Source organism: Ktedonobacter racemifer DSM 44963 (genome assembly GCF_000178855.1).
GTDB lineage: Bacteria > Chloroflexota > Ktedonobacteria > Ktedonobacterales > Ktedonobacteraceae > Ktedonobacter > Ktedonobacter racemifer.
Genome location: NZ_ADVG01000004.1, coordinates 996,975 through 1,014,800 on the forward strand (window position 1 = coordinate 996,975; position 17,826 = coordinate 1,014,800).

Here is a 17,826-nt window from a genome sequence, read left to right on the forward strand (position 1 = left end):
AGTAGTCCCTGTATGTATGATATACTCTGGCTTCTATTGCGCATCCTGGTCTTTCTACTAGGAGCAACGAGCGTCATTGCCGCGGCGCTTTCCGCGATACGCACCTTTGTGCTACCACGTAGCGTCTCCGATGTGTTCAGCCGCAACGTCTTTCTCGTCGTACGCATGTTTTTTGAATTGCGCAAACGGCGTACCACCACCTATGAGCAACGCGATCAAATTATGGAGCTGTACGCGCCCATTAGCCTGTTAGCCCTTTTGACCGCCTGGCTTCTCTGCATCCAGTTGGGATATACCGCCATGTTCTGGGGGCTCACCGACGGTTCCCTCTACCAGGCATTCAAGATCAGTGGCTCCTCGCTCTTCACCCTAGGGATAGCCTTTGTCGATACCTTTCCCGCGACACTCCTGACCTTTTCGGAGGCCGCTATAGGCTTGCTACTCGTTGCATTATTAATTTCCTATCTACCAACCATCTATACATCGTTCTCGCGTCGTGAAGAGGCCGTGACATTACTGGAGACACGTGCTGGCTCGCCACCTTCAGCGGTCGAGATGATCAAACGCTACTACCGCATTGGTGGCCTGGAAAAACTCACAGAGATCTGGCGTAGCTGGGAGAAATGGTTTGCCGAAATCGAAGAGAGTCACACCTCGCTGGGTTCACTCACCTTCTTCCGCTCGCCTCAACCACAGCGCTCATGGGTTACTGCTGCGGGCGCCATCCTGGATACCGCCTCACTGATCAATGCGGCTTTAGATATTCCCCATGATCCTCAGGCGGATCTCTGTATCCGCGCTGGCTATCTCTGCCTGCGCTATGTCTCAAGCTTCTTCAAAATGCCCTTTGATCCAAATCCGGACCCAACAGATCCCATCAGTATTTCGCGGGTAGAGTTTGACCTCGCCTACGACGAACTCGCCGCGGAAGGCGTGCCTATGAAGCCAGACCGCGAGCAGGCCTGGCGCGACTTCTCTGGCTGGCGCGTCAACTACGATACGCCCCTTCTGGCCCTGGCGGAACTCACCGACGCGCCCCGCGCCCCCTGGGTCTCCGACCGCTTCCTGATTCATCCCCCACGTCTGCTAACACGCTACCGCCGATAAAAGGGTGTGTTGAAGGATGGCGACCTTGGGCCGCCATCCTTCAACACACCCTTACCCGGCGAGAAACAACGCAGGTGCAAAAGAGGTTGCCTACTGGCTGGTGAAGCGGTCGATGGTCACGCGAATGGCCTGGTTATACTCCTTCCCCATCGACTCGGGGGTGAAACCTATTTCCTGCATTTCAGCACCATATTTCGCCTTATAGGCGGGCAGGGTAGTGTCGGACCGCTCTTCCTCGCTTGAGAGCACACGCGCCCGGCCTTCAAGGATAATCACATCACCGCCGTCATCGGTATTGTCCAGGGCTAACACGATATTAGGATTCTGGGCAAGGTTGCGGATCTTCTGGTTATTCTTGCTAAAGATGAGGACTGATTCGCCCTCCCAGAGGAACCAGACAGGCACGCTATGCGGGCGTCCATCGGGTCGCACCGTTGTAAACCAGGCAATCACCTCATTCGTCAAACGCTCTTTTGTGTGCTCTTTCAAGGTTTCAATAGAGAAACTCATCTTTCTACTCCTTTATCGTAACCATTACTTCTGCGGCTCCTTTACAGGTGCATAGCCGATTAATGCCAGCAGCAGGAGCACCGGCGCGCTCCCCAGGAGGGCCAGGCCAGCAAGCAGGCCAAAGCGTGCCGCCAGCAGACCTACAATAGCGGGCAGGGCGGCCTTAAAAGGCTCTCCAAGGCCAGTAATAGCTCGGACCAGGCTGGAACGTCCCGGCAACTGCGCATAAGTCTGAGCCTGAGCAATGGGATACCAGCCTGCAGCCCCTAGCCCGACTATACCCAGGGCCAGGCCCGCCAACCAGGTGGTATGCGTCGTCAACAGCAAGAGCATGCCTGCCAGGACAACTACAGCCATCCCAGCCAGCACGCGATGCGGCACCTGGCTGGCGACCCGGCGTAGCCACGGCTGACGATCCAGCAGCGCCAGACCACACAGGCTGCTCAAGAATGTACTTGTAAGCAGCCAACCAATGGTTGCCTCGCTGGCATGGAGCGTATCGCGCAGGTAGAGCGCTGCAAAGCCAAGCAAGACCTCATCCACCATATCTGGAATTAACGCGAGCAGCCCCCAGCGCAGTAGAGCAGGATTGCGCATAGCCTGGCTCAAAGCACTCCAGGTACTTACACGGCCTTCTTCTGGGATGACGCCAGGCTCGGCGCGAGCTGTATCATCACTGCTAACGAATGACCCTTCAGCTTTTATTCCCACAGCTTCGCACCTGGGAAATGGCTGCGCGACCGTAAGCAGGAATAGAAGCGCCCATAAACCGGCCGCGAGCCAGCAGATCTCGGGCCAGCCCTGCTGCAAGCTCACCAGGGCCGTTACCAGGAGCGGCGCCAGGATATCTCCAACGCTGGCAAGCAGGGTCCAGCGTGTCATTATCGCTACACTCCTGGCCGGGTCACTATCGATTAGCGTGGCCTCCGCCAACCCCACAGCGGTTCCTACGGCGGGATAATAGAGCGCAAACACCACCAGCAGAACACTATAGCTGGAAACAAAAGCCGCCACGACAAAGCACAGGATCAGGCACAGCAGCCCGCCTAAAATCCACCAGCGCTTGGAGTGGCGGTCGCTGAGCACATTGATAATCGGCTCCAGAACCATAGCTGAACAACTGCCAACGGCAAACAACAGGCCAATCTGTTCATAACTGAGTCCCAGGCGATCACGCAAGAGGGGCAGGCCAACGACTGGAAAGCCTGAAACAATCTCGTCGAATAAGCCATAGCTGAGCAGGGTCGCCTGCATATAGGCCGCCGGTATTCCCCGGGTAGCAGGCTGACGAAAGACATTCTTGAAGTACATCGCGCAAACTTCTCCTCCAACAAAAACTCTGAATAAAGAGCAAAACCTCATTCAGAGCAGGAGGAGCGCGCGCACAAAGACCGCGACCGGCCATTGCCGCTCGCGGCCAATCTTCACCCGTGAAAGAATCCGGGTTGCAAAACTGAAAGTTACCTGCGGGTTAGCAGGGGCTACGTGTACTCATCGGATCTCCGCCTGTGGAGACCCCTGTGCTTCAGCCAGGGGAGGAAACAGGCGTTCCTTCGTTGGGGCTAGGAAGGGGGCTTCCCTTGCCCTTTGACGACGTGTGCTTTCCTCTGATCAACCAGGAGCGCCAAGACAGCCAGGTCAAGACTCGACAGGTCTCCACTTTCGCTGCTTGCGTGAGTCGTGTGTTCGTTCTGTATTCGTGCAAGCTGATGGTGTTTCGCTTGCGGTCAACTCCGCCGACGGTACAGCGTCCGTATTTCTTGTGCTCGACAAGGGTTCCCCGTTTCACGCCCAATGAGCGGGTTCCCCCATAGGGCTTGCGCACCCCTCCCTTTGACGCTTGCAAACGATGGAGTTGGCGACGATGCAAGATGGCTGGTACCATGTACCACAGACGGGTGCAGGTGGGGTGCTCTGCCCCACTGATCGAGGCTGCCAGCACCCAACTATCCACTGCATGCGACTCAAAGGACTGCTTCGATTTGCTCTTCGTCTTTTTGAGGCCATGCTGCTCTCGAAGCTCCTTCGTCTGCCAGCCCTCACGCAGATGTAGGGTGAGTCCCATCTCTCGCAAGAGTTGGTAGAGATGCTCCTTCCCCACTTGGACAGGACTAAATGAGCCGTTCCACGTGCCCCCTTTGCCCTTGCGTGTGACCGCCTGCACATCTTCTACCGCCACATCCGTGAATGGAAGGATGGTCCGCAAGTGCGCAACAATCCTGGCTTTGGCTTCCCATCGACTTCTCGTTGAGGGGGGAATGCGCTGCGTGCGGTTGAGACGGTTGTGAAAGCGCTTGGGCCTGCGCCACTTGCGCTGCCGTCTGGCCCTGCGCATAGTGCGCCTGGCCTCAACCGCACCTTTGACATGATCGGGTGCTTCCACCATCAGGTTGATCACGGTGTCTTTGGTGCCTACCACGCTCACCCCTTCAAACTTCGACCCAGGATCGATGCCTGCGACGAGGGATTGGTTGTCTGGTTCCTGTTCGTAACTCAGTTGGACGTAAAACAGACCGAGCTTATTGCGCTTGGGTCGTGCGTTACCGCTTTTGAGCAAGTGGCGTGCTTTCGCCGGTGTGCAAGGCATGAGCGCGATCCCACGTGTATCGACAACAGGTATTCGCATAAGGGATTGCCCTTCTCCTGGTCAAGCCAGGGTGAATATGACCCTTCGTGGTGGCATGAGAGGCGTAGCTACGATTGTATCCGTAGCATCAGCTTCGGCGTGGCTAGGAGTGGTACGGATTAGGGTGGCGTCCGTGGACATCCTTGTAGCCCCTCACGCTGCTGTCTGTTCCGAAAAACAAAGCCCACTAGTCCAAGAATTGCTTTGCTCTAGCCGTTTGAGCAAGCCCCCACATTCAATGCTGATTCTTACCCACATCTTTTTGGAGGGGCTTCACAGGCCAATCGCTTTTCATGTGTTTGTGAAACACTCAACAGGGGGAGTTAGCCTCCTGTGCTGTTCCACAAAATCTGATTGTAAAATGTGGGTAAAAGACAGACACATTCAATGTGGGGGTTCTTGACAGCGGTGTTCACCTTATAGACAAACGTTGTTACGCACAGTATACCTCAAAATCTGCATTCGCGCCTACAGCACCCCGTCTGTCTTGCAACTGATCAGCGACAAGATGCGTACTTGTTTTCAGTACACACATTCGTCGCATGTTTGAAGCGGCGCTAGCAGAGAAAGGATATACTGTGTCCGAAAATCCATCGACTGCAACGACCCCTCGCCTGGAAGAGTTCACCACCTTTGTCCACCAGATGCTGAAGGAATGGCAGGTCCAGGGAACAGCTATCGCGATTGTCAAAGATGGGCAGGTTATTTTCCAGCAAGGCTTCGGCAAGCGCGATACAAAACATGACCTGGATGTCACACCTCAGACGCTCTTCCCCATTGCCTCATGTAGCAAGGCCTTCACGACAGCGTCTCTCGCGATCCTGGCCGATGAGGGACGCCTGGATTGGGATACACCGATTCGCACCTACATCCCTACCTTTCGCCTGGTGGATCCCTTTGCCAGCGAGCGCCTGACGGCTCGCGATCTGGTCTCGCATCGCTCCGGCCTGCCGCGCCATGACCTGGCATGGTATAACTCAACCGCCAGCCGAAAAGAACTTTTTGAGCGCCTGCCCTATCTGGAACCGACCAAAGACTTTCGTACTCTCTGGCAGTACCAGAACCTGATGTACATGGCCGCAGGCTACCTGATTGAGCAGATTACCGGCCAGACCTGGGAAGAGTTTGTACGTGTACGCATCTTCGAGCCGCTCGGCATGCGCCAGAGTAATTTCTCTATTGTGGAGACGAGCGAGCAGGCTGGAAACTTCTCCCATCCTTACAAGGAAAGCAAGGGCGAGGTCAATGAGATGGCTTTCTACGGGGCGCAGGGTGCCATTGGACCCGCGGGAGCCATCGTCTCTAATATCGAAGAGCTAAGCAACTGGCTTCAACTACACCTGAACAAGGGGCTTCACAACGACCAGCGCATCCTCTCTGAGAGTCAGGTAACACAGCTACATTCCCCTCAGATGGTCATCCCGGGCGTGGACAACTATCCCGAACGCCCCTTTGCCAGCTACGCGCTGGGCTGGTTTGTACAGCCCTATCGTGGCTACCCCATGATCCATCACGGCGGCAATATTGACGGCTTTAGCTCCCTCGTTTCGCTCTTCCCCGGCCAGAATATTGGTATCGCCGTGCTGACAAATATGAGTGGCTCCCCTGTACCAACTCTCCTGACCTACGCGGCATTTGAGTACCTGGTGGGCCTGGAGAGAGTGGACTGGCACGCGCGCGCGCAGAAAACTCGTGAAGAATTCAAAGCAGCGGAGCAGCAAGGCCAGGAGCAGGACGCAGGCGAGCGCATACCAGACACTCAACCATCACACCAGCTTGAAGCGTATGTGGGAACCTATACGCATCCAGGCTATGGCACATTTGAAGTAACTCTGGAAGGCGAAGAGCTATACGCCGAGTTTAACCAGATGAAAGCGCCGCTCAAGCATTACCATTACGATATCTTCTCCCTGGAGATCGAGCGTTTCGATATCAACCTCAAGGCCTCGTTCCAGGGCAATGTCCGTGGTGATATTGATACCCTCATCGTTCCGCTAGAGCCCACCGCCAGCGATATCGTCTTCAAACGCAGCATCAACAAGCAGCTCACCGAGAAGAGCTTTTTGGAGCAATTTATCGGTGAATATGAGGTACTTGATACAATTATGGTCGTCGTCCTCAAGGGCGAACAGACGCTCCAGGCAACCATTCTCGGTCAACCCGACTACGAGCTCCTACCCTATAAAGAGACAGAATTCCACGTCAAAGGTCTATCAGGCATACGCATCAACTTTGTGCAGGATGCTGAAGGCCAGGTCATTGAAGGCAAACTAACACTCCCCTATGGCGTCTTCAACGCCAAAAAGAAGTAAATAAAGAGAGAGCGAGTGACGAGGACCCGGGTGGGCGAATTCCCACCCGGGTCCTCGTCACTCGCTCTCTCTTTATTGCTACCAGCAATAAAAATTAAGGACTTTAGTCCCTATACAGATGGGCCTACACTGGAATAAAACATAGCGACACAGTGAGCAGGTAGAATCAACAATCAAGACTATAAGAAGGTGCGCGTATATAAGGAGTGCCACCAATGGAAACCAGCCCTACTCCGGCTCAACCGCATAACAATCCTACACCTGAGCGCCACACAGACCAGGATCCCTTTCTGAGGCGCCTGGATATCGATGCAAACGTTCCTCTGAAAGCCACCCAGCCTGTTCATGCCTTGCGCCAGCTCCCAAAAACGCTTACTAAAAGAGACCTGCTGGTGTTCTCCTTGCTCACCGTCCTGATGTTTACACCCGTTAGCATAGCAGGCGGTGTAGGGTACGGTGCACTCATCTACTGGCTCCTGGCCTTCCTTATTGTCCTTCCTATCATCATTATCTCACGCTGGCTTTCGCTACGCGTTGCCAGTTATGGAGGACAGTATCGCTGGATTACGGCTCTGGGAGGACCACAATGGGGATCAATTACGGGGCTTTTCTTCTGGCTCGCGGGACTCTTCGCCACTATTGCCTCCCTCATAAGTAGTCTGGTAATATTCCAAATATTTGCTTTACCTCTATTTACTACACCTGTTGAGGAGCTAGAGGGTTTGCTATGCCTCACAGCCATTGTGTTGGGACTCATCTTTATTCCTCTAGGTAAACTCAAGTATATTCTCGCAGGTATTCTCATCCTCAATATGCTTCAGATTCTTCTCCTGGGGCTGGCAGGCTATCTCTGGGTCCTCAATGGGCATGCCCCGGCGACAAGTTCAGCTACCATATTGCCAGGACCGCAGCATATGGAATTTTTTAGTATCGCCATTTGGGGTCTGCTGGGAGGCGAAGCTCCATACATCATGACGAGCGAGGTGAAAAATCAGCATCCTGATAGAGGCCGCAACGTGGGTAATTTTATCTGGAGGAGCTATGCCATCATCCTCTCGTTCTACCTGTTCTCAACACTAGGTATTCTCTTATTCTTCGGCCAACAAAACAATCCTGTCCCTATACAAACAGGTATTGCTGCGATTCAAAACACCTTCGGGCTAGCGATAAGTAAAGTTGTTCTCATTTTCTTTCTTATCGGTACGACCGGAAAGACTGTGCTGTTCATCACGATGTCCTCACGTCTCCTGTTTATGGCCGCCCGCGATGGGATGTTACCCGAAAGGCTAACGCGCATCAACCGCCAGGGCATTCCCTATATGAGTTTACTGGTTCAGGTAGGGATAACTGCGGCTTTTGTTCTCTTGATGGACCTGCTTCTAACGGGAATATCTGATTTTAATCCAATCAGCACACAGCACGGTCTCCCTTTCTACCTTTTCCTACGTGCTATTACTACAATTATCTGGCTTTTGGCTGCCATCCAGGTCTTCGCCATGGTCATTCGTTATATTGTGCACTTAAAAAATCGTTCTCGCCATTCACGCTTAGAGGCCCGTATTAGCGGACGTGAGGGTGCCTGGATTGTAGCTATTTCATGCTTCGGCATTATCACAATGCTGATTGGCATCGTAGAGGTTATTGGCCATTCCTGGGCACCTACAATCTTTTCACAAATGCGCTGGAATTTTACCGTCGTCACCTTTACCCTCATCGCTATTGTCATTGGTTGGCTCTGTGCCGAGATACCACGGAAACATACTCTGCTGACGACACTGCGCAAAGTCAATACACGTGAGCAGGCACTACGCAACCAGCTAGAGGAGGCATATCACGAACAACAGATTCTCGTTGCCCAGCAGCAGGAGCTTCTCACAGCCGTGGATCAGCTTTATCGTGAAAACGCCCGCGCTGCAGTAACCGATCCCATCACCAACCTGCCAAACCACCGGGCAGTCATCGCATACATTGACACAGCTCTACGCGAGGCCAGCGAAACGCGGGAATCCATGGCCCTCCTCTTCGTGGATTTAGACCGCTTCAAGCTGATCAATGACAGCTGGGGGCACCCGGCAGGCGACGCTGTCCTGCACGAGGTTGGCATACGCCTGCAAGACACCGTTGGCATAACAAACTTTGTGGGTCGCTACGGCGGCGAAGAGTTTGCGGTCATACTGCGTCACAGTAATGTCTCTGAGGCCGTTCAGGTCGCTGAAAAAATTCGTCACAAGATCATGGCAAAACCCTTCATCTGGGATATCGACGAGAACGCAACACCGGTTGAGCTAACCATTACGGCGAGTATCGGTATCTCCATCTATCCCTATCATGGCGAGACACGCGAAGCCTTGCTTGAGCAGGCCGACCGCGCGATGTACCGCGCCAAGCATAGCGGTCGCAATCGTGTCTGCATTGTCTTCGCAGAAGAGCGCGCCCACCAGATCATTACCGTCTCGGGATTGGGCAGTTTCTCCTCTGAGGAGATCTGCACGGCACGCGCCCTCCTGGCCGCCATGCAAGCCTATGACAAAGAGACATATGAGCACGCGCAACGCATGGTTAACCTCTCGGAGGCCGTCGCCCGTCGTTTACGCTGTGGATCGGAGGAAATCCATAACGTGCGCCTCGCCGCCATGTTCCATGATATCGGCAAGGTCGCCGTTCCAGATAGCATTCTACACAAGCCAGGGCCGCTGAACACAGATGAATGGGAGGTTATTCGACGCCATCCGGACACTGGCAGACAGATCCTCTCACGCGCCGGCGGGACCTTCGCCATTGTCGCCTATATCATTGGCGCGCATCATGAGCGCTGGGATGGCCAGGGCTACCCCGGTGGCCTGGCCGGCGAGCAGATTCCACTGGCCGCGCGTATCCTCTCGGTTGTCGACGCCTATGACACCATGATCTCAGGGCGCGTCTACCGCAAACCCATCAGCCATGAAGAGGCTTGCGCGGAACTCAAGTGCTGCGCGGACTCCCAGTTTGATTCCACAGTCGTCGAAGCCTTTTTACAGGTCCTCCAATTGCCAGACATCACAGCCGAGGCCAGCGAACCCTTTCTCCCCCAACACCTGGTCGAAGCCATAACAGAATAGTAAGTCAGGGTATGGAATGAGGATGTGGTTGACGGGCGAAGCTCGTCAACCACATCCTCATTCCATACCCTGAGCGCCGCAGGCGCGAAAGGTCAGGCTTTGATGTGCACAGGGCGCAAACCAAATAACAGGACGCGCATAGGAATATCGCGCAAGAAGGGAATGCTAAAGAAGACGCGCATCATCAGCGGAAGGCTGAGTGGCGTCCCCTCCTTCTCCAGGGGCTTCACCAGGCGCTTTTGCAACTTCTGCTGGTGATTTTGAATCAGCTTGACCGATAGCATGCGAGCACGCTGAATCTGCTCCATATCCGCTAGCTGCACATCCTTAGCTTTCAGCTTATCACCCAGGATATTCGAGGCGGTCACCGCATCCTGGACCGCGAGATTGATGCCCGCGCCTGCAATGGGAGACATGGCATGCGCGGAATCTCCAATCAGCAGCACGCCCGGCGCATACCAGCGCTTGAGGCAATAAGTCTGGATAGAGAAGACCGAGACCTGCTTCCAATCCTTAATCTCATTGACGCGCTCTTCAAACAGTGGCTCGATACTGGCAATCGAGCGACGCAACGCCTCCAGACCCCGCTCATGCACACGAGCATAGCTCCCCTTGGGAATAGGATAGCCAAGCTGCCAGATATCTGGGCGCGGCGAGACCGAGAGAATTCCTTTATCTGACTGGATGACCGTCGCCAGCTCAGGATCGGATGGTTTGCGCGAGAGGCGCGTCCAGAGAATATCCATAGTGGGTTCCGCGAACTGAGGCTCCAGGCCCGCCATCTTGCGTACACGTGAGAAACGACCATCCGCGCCGACAACCAGTTGCGCCTGTATCTCACCACGTCCACTCTGACCACGATAACGCACCCCACATACCTTGCCATTCTCCAGCAACAGGCCATCAACCTGGGCGCCCATCAAGACCTGGAAGTGCGGATACTGCTTGGCCTCCTCTATCAGCATCGAGATAAAGTTAGGCTGAGGCAGAATCGTCGCATGCGGAAAGCGAACCCGCAGGCGCGAATAATCTGCTAGAGAGATTACCCCCTTCGGCGTCTGCATACTCAGCTTTGAAATCTTGGTATGCGGAATCTTCATCAGTTTCTCAATCAAGCCAAGCTCATACACCACATCCAGGACCGAGGGAAATACGGTATCGCCACGAAAATCCCGGTCAAAATCCATATGCGATTCAAGCAACATAACAGGAATATTCTGCCGAGCCAGCAGCAAACCAAGCATAGCACCGGCAGGCCCCCCACCAACAATACAACATGATGTCTGTGAGACCGAAACAGACGTATCTAACATATCTCTACTTTACCTCTCTCGTGCCTATTCCTAAATGATGAAGCATAACAGTCAAGCATGGTACGATACTACTGGATAATTACTATACTTAAGCCCATCATACGCCCATACTTGAAAAGCACTTTATCTATAAAGAGAGGGAGGTGATGAGGACAGTCTCAGGCTGTCCTCATCACCTCCCTCTCTTTATAGAATAGATAAAATTAAACACATCTTTTCTGGGCAGGGGATATAGTAACAACAGGAGCGGAAACGAAACGCTCCTATAGATAGAGGCGTAATCCAACATCGAGACAACGTATCCGTATCTTGCTTGCTTACCACTTTGGGGCAGATGCAGCGCACCGGCCGGGCATAACTCCTATGCTCGTCTAGTGCTGCTGCCGCTGTTCCAGCAGTTTCGTAATAGGCATCTTAGCGGTAATATCTTGCGCGACATCTTGCACCGCCAGGGGAAAACGCAGGGTAAAGCAGGTCCCCAACCCCACCTCACTCTCAACTTCCACACTTCCCCCCATAGCCTCCGTCATCTCCTTGACAATCGCCAGTCCCAGGCCGGTCCCAGAGGCAGGTTGCTCGCGCGACTTCTCCGTACGGTAGAAGCGCTCCCAGATATGAGACAGTTCTTCTGCGGGGATACCCTCACCCGTATCTTTGATTTGCAGCACTATCTCTTCATGTGCCAGATCTGCCTGCGCACTAACAGAAATAATACCTCCTGGTGGTGTATGTCGTACTCCATTGTTGAGGAGGTTTTGCAGAATTTGCTCCAGCCGGGCCTCGTCAACCAGAGCCTGCGGCAGGTTCGCCGCGACATCGGCGATGATCTCAACACGACTACCACGCCAGGCCAGGGGCGCCAACACATCCACCAGGCGCTGTATTAACACATCCACATGACTGGGAGCACAGCGCAACTTCAATTTGCCAACCTCGGCCCGCGCCAGGGCAAAGAGGTCATCAATCAGCCCCTGCAAACGTACCGTCTGCTGGTTGATAACGTTCAGATCCTGGCGCAACATGGTGGGAGGAACCTCATTCCAGTTGGCCAGGGTCGACTCAAGATAGCCACGCATCGTCGCCACAGGAGTACGTAGCTCATGCGAGACGCTGGCAACCAGCTCCCGGCGCTCATTGAGCAGTTGCGCAACGTTGTCGCGCTCCTCCTGAAGCTCATGCAGCGTCTCTTCCAGGTGGGCGGCCATGGCGTTAAAGTCGTTCTGTAGCCGCGCCACCTCATCCTCGCCCTGTACCGGAATGCGAATGCTATAATTGCCCGCGCGCATGGCACTGGCCGCGCTCACAAGCGTCTCTATGCGCTGCGTAATACGGCGCGCGAAGAAGTTCGAGAAAAGTAAGACAGGGGGTAACACAAAGACCAGAATCGCCGCGATCGCGGCCCCTGAAAGGAACAGGTTCAAGAACAGGTAGAGCGGCAGGTTCTCTGGTTTTGAGTAAGAGAAAGCACTCGCGAATAAAATAAAAAGCGAGAGCACTCCCACTCCAAACATGGGAATCATCATAATCGCATGGGTAAGCGCCCAGCTCAAATGCTGCTTACGCAAGCGATTCCAGGCCTGGAGCACACGAATCGCTGCTCGCAGGAACAGGAAGAAACCGGCGCTACAGAAAGAGAGGAAGACATCAATAATAAGCGAAGTTGCCGGAGCATGCGCTACATCAGTGGATCGAAAGCGATCCGCATAGTCAGACCAAATGATCGCGTTCAGACCCGATAATGAAGGGAAAGGGGTCCAGACCAAAAAAACCATCTCAAGCAGGAAAATCACAAGCACACAGGCCGCCATGAGAAATTCGACACCCACCTGTCTGCGCCAGGGACGCACTTTTGACGTACGCCAGCGCATGGTACTCCAGAACACACTTACGGGGCAATAAAACAGGAAAAATGTGACTGTATTATTCATTAAGCTTCTAGGTTCGTCCGCCATCCGCGCACGAAAAAACAGCCACCAGGTAATGATCACCACTGCCTGAATGAGTACCATCTCGAGCAAGGCCTGCCAGCCACGCGTCTGAAACCAGAACTCGCGCATCTTCCTGATCAATGTATTTCCCATATCATATGTCTCCAGGCCACAAACTCCAGGCTCCTGACCATTTTACTCTGCCCGCTCTGTAGGGGTCATGCTGGCATGGCCTTGTCCAGGAAGTCAAGCATTTCTCTCCCCCGACAAAAGTCCAAGCAAGCGTGGACCCTACACTTTACCTGATGCTCCATTGTGCAGGCGGTAGCCGATGCCCCAGATCGTCTCAATGGAATCGCCCAGCTTGCCCAGCTTTTTGCGCAAGCGCAAGACGACGTTATCAACCGAACGGTCACCACCGATGTAGGTGCCACTCCAGAGCGTTTCAATAAGATAGGAGCGGCTAAAGGCACGCCCGGGGCTGCGCAAAAGCAGTTGCAGCAGCGCGAATTCAGTAGGACTCAAATCCAGCAGCGCACCGTCGAGGGTTACCTCGTGCGTTTGAGGATTGAGGCGCAGGTTGCCCAGGCATAGCTCCTCGCTCGCCACACGGCGGTCCGCGCTAATAGTCAACTTAATCAATTCGGCGCGCCTGAGCAGGGCACGCACACGCGCTACAAGCTCGCGCATACTAAAAGGCTTGGTCAGATAGTCGTCGGCCCCGATCTCCAGTCCTATGACGCGATCCGCCTCCTCACTGCGAGCCGTCAGCATTAACACGGGGGTCGCTGAGCTCTGACGCAAGCGCCGCAGCACCTCCAGTCCATTGAGTCGGGGCAGCATCCAATCCAGTAAGACCACATCTGGCTGGTGGCGCTCATGCAGATCCAGCGCCTTCAGGCCATCCTCAGCATGAAATACCTCGTATCCCGCGCCCCTCAACTCGCGCATAACAATCTTTGCCAGGTCGTTCTCGTCTTCAACCAGTAGTATCTTCTCCATAACAGGTGCGTCATCCCCTCTATACATGTGCTCTATTATAGCTTTGCCAACTGGACATGAAAATAGCATACAGGCCCTACAGAGTATATACCCATAAATTGCGACAAAGTTGCGACAAGTATTGGTTTGTATGAGGTCGTGATGCCGGTTAGCAGCCTACGGCTGCTAACCGGCATCACGACCTCATACAATATACTCTTTTTATGGGTCAAATAACCCTTTTAACTAAGAGGAAAAGCATCTATACTACTGGCAACACAATGCATGTACGGGATTATACATAATAAAAGAGGGAAAGCTAGCATGCAAACCGAGGCACAGAATAATTACCCCTCAGGGCAAGGCGCTGAGGGAGAGCAAACTCTCGCGACCACACCTATAGCGAAAGGCAAATCTCAGAGGCGCGGTGCCATAGGTTCTCTCATGGCACGTTTCTTGCTGGCGCTGCTTTTCCTTAGCGGCATATACACCTCGCTCCTCCCCTGGGGCCAGGCGACTCTGCGCGCAACCTTTATTCTTCCATCGCTGCTCACGGCTTCAGAGCCGCTACCGCTCACACTAGCGGGCGAACCAATCACGCATACGCAAAAAGCGCTTCCAGCCTCGCATGGCATGCTCTACCTGGATATCTTTACGCCTGACATGGTTCCGCTTATCCATGGCGAGCGCCAGGGCGTGCTGCTCTTACCCGGAGTGGGAGACCAGCGCCAGGTGCCACAGTTGATCAATCTTGAGCAGACGCTGGCACGCTCAGGCATCGTTGTCGTGGCAATGACTACCTCGACCCTCTTGCAGGATGACGTCTCTATAGAGGATAGCGCGGACGTGGTGCAAGCCTATCAATACCTGCAAGCCCTCCCCGCCTTACAGGGCCAGCGCACGGGCATGATCGCCTTTAGTGCGGGTGTGCCACTGATAACGCACGCGGCGGCGGACCCCCATATTCGCGACCAGGTGGCCTATGTCACCGCCTTTGGCGGCTACTATAACGCTGAAACCCTGCTTGAGACCTTTGGGCGCCGCGCCATCTCCTACGATGGCAAGACCGAGTCCTGGCAACCAACTGCCTACGCGCTACAGGTGCTTGCCAACGTGACCACCGAACAGCTTCCCGTCTATGAGCAAGAACTCATTCGCCAGGCCCTCAGCCAGGATGGCTCACCACTCTCACAAGGAGAACAGGATCAGCTCTCGTCAGAGGGACGCGCCGCCTATCAGCTTCTCAGTGGTACAGCGCCGAACCATGTCGCACAGAATATGGCCGCGCTAACGCCCGCGATGCACGCGCAGCTCCAGGGCCTCTCAACTAGCCAGATCATCAAAGAGATTCACGCGCCCGTGTACCTGCTGCATGACCGCAACGACGCCTTTCTGCCCTTCACCGAGACCCGCGCCTTCGACCGGGATCTCACGCGCCTGCATCACTCACACAACTACGTCGAATTCCATATCTTTGATCATGTTGAAGTACGCTCCAACCTCAACTTCTTCCAGACCATCGGCGATGGCTCAAAGCTCTTCAACCTGATCAGTCAGGTCTTCCAGGCAGGATAAATTGGGTGAAGGGATGTGGATTATGGAAATGCCCCGGCATTTCCATAATCCACATCCCTTCACTCCGGACAATAAGAAAGAGAGATTGCAGATGATAGAACTATCGCTCACACTTGGCTGGCTCCTGCTGGGGGCACTGCTGGGGCTGTTGACATGGCTCGCCCAGCCGGGACAGCGCCACCGCGACTTTGGCTGGTGGCGCATGACCTTGCTTGGCGCACTCCTGGCGCCCATCAGCGGCTGGGGTGCCTCGCTACTGTTGGGGCGCTTCTTCGCGACGGGCGTCGTGCTCTGGCTCACGATTGCTGGTTGCCTGCTCCTGCCGCGCCTGGTACGCATGCAGGGCCGCCAGGGTGCCCAGGCGGGGACTGGTCAACATGGGTAAGTCCAAGATCGGGACACAAATCGCTCATACCTGCCATAGAGGCCTGAGACAGCACCACGACAAAAGTACCGCATTATCTCCACAAAACGTTGAGTCAATCTCCGCTTTCTCGCTGATCCCGGCAAAGCCCTTCCTCAGCTATACTCCAGAGCGAAACCTACTACAAGCTTCAAAGGAGCAGAGAACAATGCACGAAGCATCATACATTGGCGCAAGCGAGTACGTCATTCGTACCCATCAGCTACGCGCACCTTTGGCTCGCTCACGGCAGTCAATAACATCAGTCTGGAGGTCAGGCGCGGAGATGTCTTTGGTTTTCTTGGTCCCAATGGTTCAGGAAAGCCAGGAGGGAGCTGACAACGTTGTCAACTCCCTCCTGGCTTTGATCCTATGAATGACAGCGCCGTCAGCGCATAGACTGCTTACAGAGTGACAGCGCTGTCATTTACTATTTGTAGTCAGAAAAAGGGAAGATAGTTAGGCACGCTGTGAGCGGGCCGCGACGTGTGTCAGGTGATCGTCGGCATCCTCTTCGGGTGAACCCAGTTGCGCAAGTAGGACGCGGTGATCAAAAGTGGTGCGCACTTCATGGATCTGGCCGTCATAAATGACGAAGTTGTCGATACGTGGGAGGGCGAAGCGCACACCGCTGGCAGGAATATCGTGGAAATCACGCTGGTGGACACCGCTCATGATGGCATAGGCGGCGACCTTCTCGTCGTCGGCGATAATGACCTCAATCTTGAACTGGACGTTCAAGGCGCTACGAATCTCACTGCTGAAGCCCAGGAAACCCTCAGCACCACGAATGCCATCGGGGGGACCATAAAAGGCAAAGTCCGAAGCCAGGATCTCATTGGCGACCGCGCGGTCACCCTTGCTGAAGACATCTTCGAAGAAACGTTTTACCAGTTGCTCGCTCTGCTCTTTGGACATAAGATTGTATATCCTTTCCAGGTACTACTTAGCGGTTTGCTTCCAAAGTAAGGAGGGGGGAATTTTGTGGGGACACCCCACGCCCCGGCAGGAGGGAGACCCTCCTGCACCTCCCCTTTCTTTGATGAACACACCTCTTAAAGTGTAGAAACACCGTATTCCCTTATAGGGAAGAGACAACACTATTAGAGACAGTTTTGCGATAGCTCGCGGTATAAGACCACCAGGGGATGCCTACATATCCGGCATCCTCCAGCCCGGCCGCTTCGGCGCACCTGCGCACCATACCAGGCAGGCAGAAATCAGGGTCGCAGAGTTGCTCTGTGACCGATAGCACGCCTCCCACTTTGAGCACACGCGCACACTCGCGTAAGAACGCCACTGGATACGGAAGCTCGCCTACGACCGTCACCAGGAAGATCATGTCAAAGCTCCCCTCGGGCAAAGGCATATGGCAACCATCCGCTTGAATGATCTCCACATTGCCCACCTCTTCCCGCTCCAGGCGCTGGCGCAGCAGCTCAATCATCTTCGATTGCACCTCCACACACGTGACGCTGCCAGAGCTTTTGCCCGCAGCCACACGACGTGCCAGGACGGTCGTGAAGAGTCCCGGCCCCGGCCCGATCTCCAGGACGCGCATACCCAGCGCCACGCCCGCGCGCTCTACGATGTGCTCCGGGGAGCCAAAGAGCTTGCGCCTGAGCGGGGCATCCAGGTATGGCGCGATCTCAGGAGGCATGGGTTCCGGGTGAAGCCTGCGCCTGATACGGAGAAATACCTGGCCAGTAATAAAAATGCTTACGAGGCATAAGAGCACAATCCCTAACCCTCGTAACCACCTGGCTGCAAATAGGCGCATAACGTCCCTTTTCTCAACGAAAACTATTAAAAGTAGAGCAAAGTTATACGAGAGTCTTTACTCATTTTTAATATTTTTTGCGTATCTCAAAGCGTTCTTATTTCTATTGTAACTCTTCACTTTTAACTCTATATAGGCATATATCACAACTTTTAGTGCACATTTTTGTTACTAAGTGTGATCGCTTTGTGAT

General features: G+C 54.3%; 13 protein-coding genes. 5 read left to right on the plus strand and 8 right to left on the minus strand.

The window, feature by feature from the left end; all coding sequences use genetic code 11:
• The first annotated feature begins 12 nt into the window (after nucleotides 1–12).
• Nucleotides 13–1,107, plus strand: coding sequence for a hypothetical protein (locus KRAC_RS46055; protein ID WP_007919134.1), 1,095 nt, complete (start codon nucleotides 13–15; stop codon nucleotides 1,105–1,107).
• A 90-nt stretch (nucleotides 1,108–1,197) separates the two neighbouring features.
• Here the strand turns inward: KRAC_RS46055 and KRAC_RS46060 are convergent, their stop codons facing one another.
• From KRAC_RS46060 to KRAC_RS46070, 3 genes are all read right to left on the minus strand, one after another.
• Entirely contained in the window at nucleotides 1,198–1,617 is a 420-nt protein-coding gene (locus tag KRAC_RS46060; RefSeq protein WP_007919135.1) for a pyridoxamine 5'-phosphate oxidase family protein, read from the minus strand.
• Between the two features lie 24 nt (nucleotides 1,618–1,641).
• On the minus strand, nucleotides 1,642–2,928 hold the full coding sequence (locus tag KRAC_RS46065) for an MFS transporter (RefSeq protein ID WP_007919136.1): 1,287 nt from the start codon (nucleotides 2,926–2,928) through the stop codon (nucleotides 1,642–1,644).
• A gap of 214 nt (nucleotides 2,929–3,142) precedes the next feature.
• Entirely contained in the window at nucleotides 3,143–4,243 is a 1,101-nt protein-coding gene (locus tag KRAC_RS46070; RefSeq protein WP_007919138.1) for an RRXRR domain-containing protein, read from the minus strand.
• Nucleotides 4,244–4,821: 578 nt separating this feature from the next.
• Here KRAC_RS46070 and KRAC_RS46075 point away from each other — a divergent pair.
• Nucleotides 4,822–6,555, plus strand: coding sequence for a serine hydrolase (locus KRAC_RS46075; RefSeq protein WP_007919140.1), 1,734 nt, complete (start codon nucleotides 4,822–4,824; stop codon nucleotides 6,553–6,555).
• Nucleotides 6,556–6,770: 215 nt separating this feature from the next.
• On the plus strand, nucleotides 6,771–9,653 hold the full coding sequence (locus KRAC_RS63895; RefSeq protein ID WP_007919142.1) for an amino acid permease: 2,883 nt from the start codon (nucleotides 6,771–6,773) through the stop codon (nucleotides 9,651–9,653).
• A 92-nt stretch (nucleotides 9,654–9,745) separates the two neighbouring features.
• Here the strand turns inward: KRAC_RS63895 and KRAC_RS46085 are convergent, their stop codons facing one another.
• From KRAC_RS46085 to KRAC_RS46095, 3 genes are all read right to left on the minus strand, one after another.
• The gene (locus KRAC_RS46085) at nucleotides 9,746–10,966 is read right to left on the minus strand and encodes an FAD-dependent oxidoreductase (RefSeq protein WP_007919148.1); all 1,221 of its coding nucleotides are present in this window, start codon (nucleotides 10,964–10,966) and stop codon (nucleotides 9,746–9,748) included.
• A 371-nt stretch (nucleotides 10,967–11,337) separates the two neighbouring features.
• Nucleotides 11,338–13,047 (minus strand): sensor histidine kinase, encoded by a 1,710-nt coding sequence (locus KRAC_RS46090; RefSeq protein ID WP_007919149.1) that lies wholly within the window; start codon nucleotides 13,045–13,047, stop codon nucleotides 11,338–11,340.
• Nucleotides 13,048–13,185: 138 nt separating this feature from the next.
• Nucleotides 13,186–13,896 (minus strand): response regulator transcription factor, encoded by a 711-nt coding sequence (locus tag KRAC_RS46095; RefSeq protein WP_040447216.1) that lies wholly within the window; start codon nucleotides 13,894–13,896, stop codon nucleotides 13,186–13,188.
• Nucleotides 13,897–14,199: 303 nt separating this feature from the next.
• On the opposite strand from KRAC_RS46095, the gene KRAC_RS46100 reads away from it, so the two are divergent.
• On the plus strand, nucleotides 14,200–15,450 hold the full coding sequence (locus tag KRAC_RS46100) for an alpha/beta hydrolase family protein (protein WP_007919151.1): 1,251 nt from the start codon (nucleotides 14,200–14,202) through the stop codon (nucleotides 15,448–15,450).
• 91 nt (nucleotides 15,451–15,541) lie between these two features.
• Nucleotides 15,542–15,835 (plus strand): hypothetical protein, encoded by a 294-nt coding sequence (locus KRAC_RS46105; RefSeq protein ID WP_040447219.1) that lies wholly within the window; start codon nucleotides 15,542–15,544, stop codon nucleotides 15,833–15,835.
• Nucleotides 15,836–16,312: 477 nt separating this feature from the next.
• On the opposite strand, the gene KRAC_RS46115 is transcribed toward KRAC_RS46105, so the two are convergent.
• A complete protein-coding gene (locus KRAC_RS46115) occupies nucleotides 16,313–16,771 on the minus strand; it encodes an ester cyclase (RefSeq protein ID WP_007919155.1) in 459 nt (152 codons plus the stop codon).
• Between the two features lie 163 nt (nucleotides 16,772–16,934).
• Nucleotides 16,935–17,633, minus strand: coding sequence for a class I SAM-dependent methyltransferase (locus KRAC_RS63900; protein ID WP_007919156.1), 699 nt, complete (start codon nucleotides 17,631–17,633; stop codon nucleotides 16,935–16,937).
• Nucleotides 17,634–17,826: the final 193 nt, after the last annotated feature.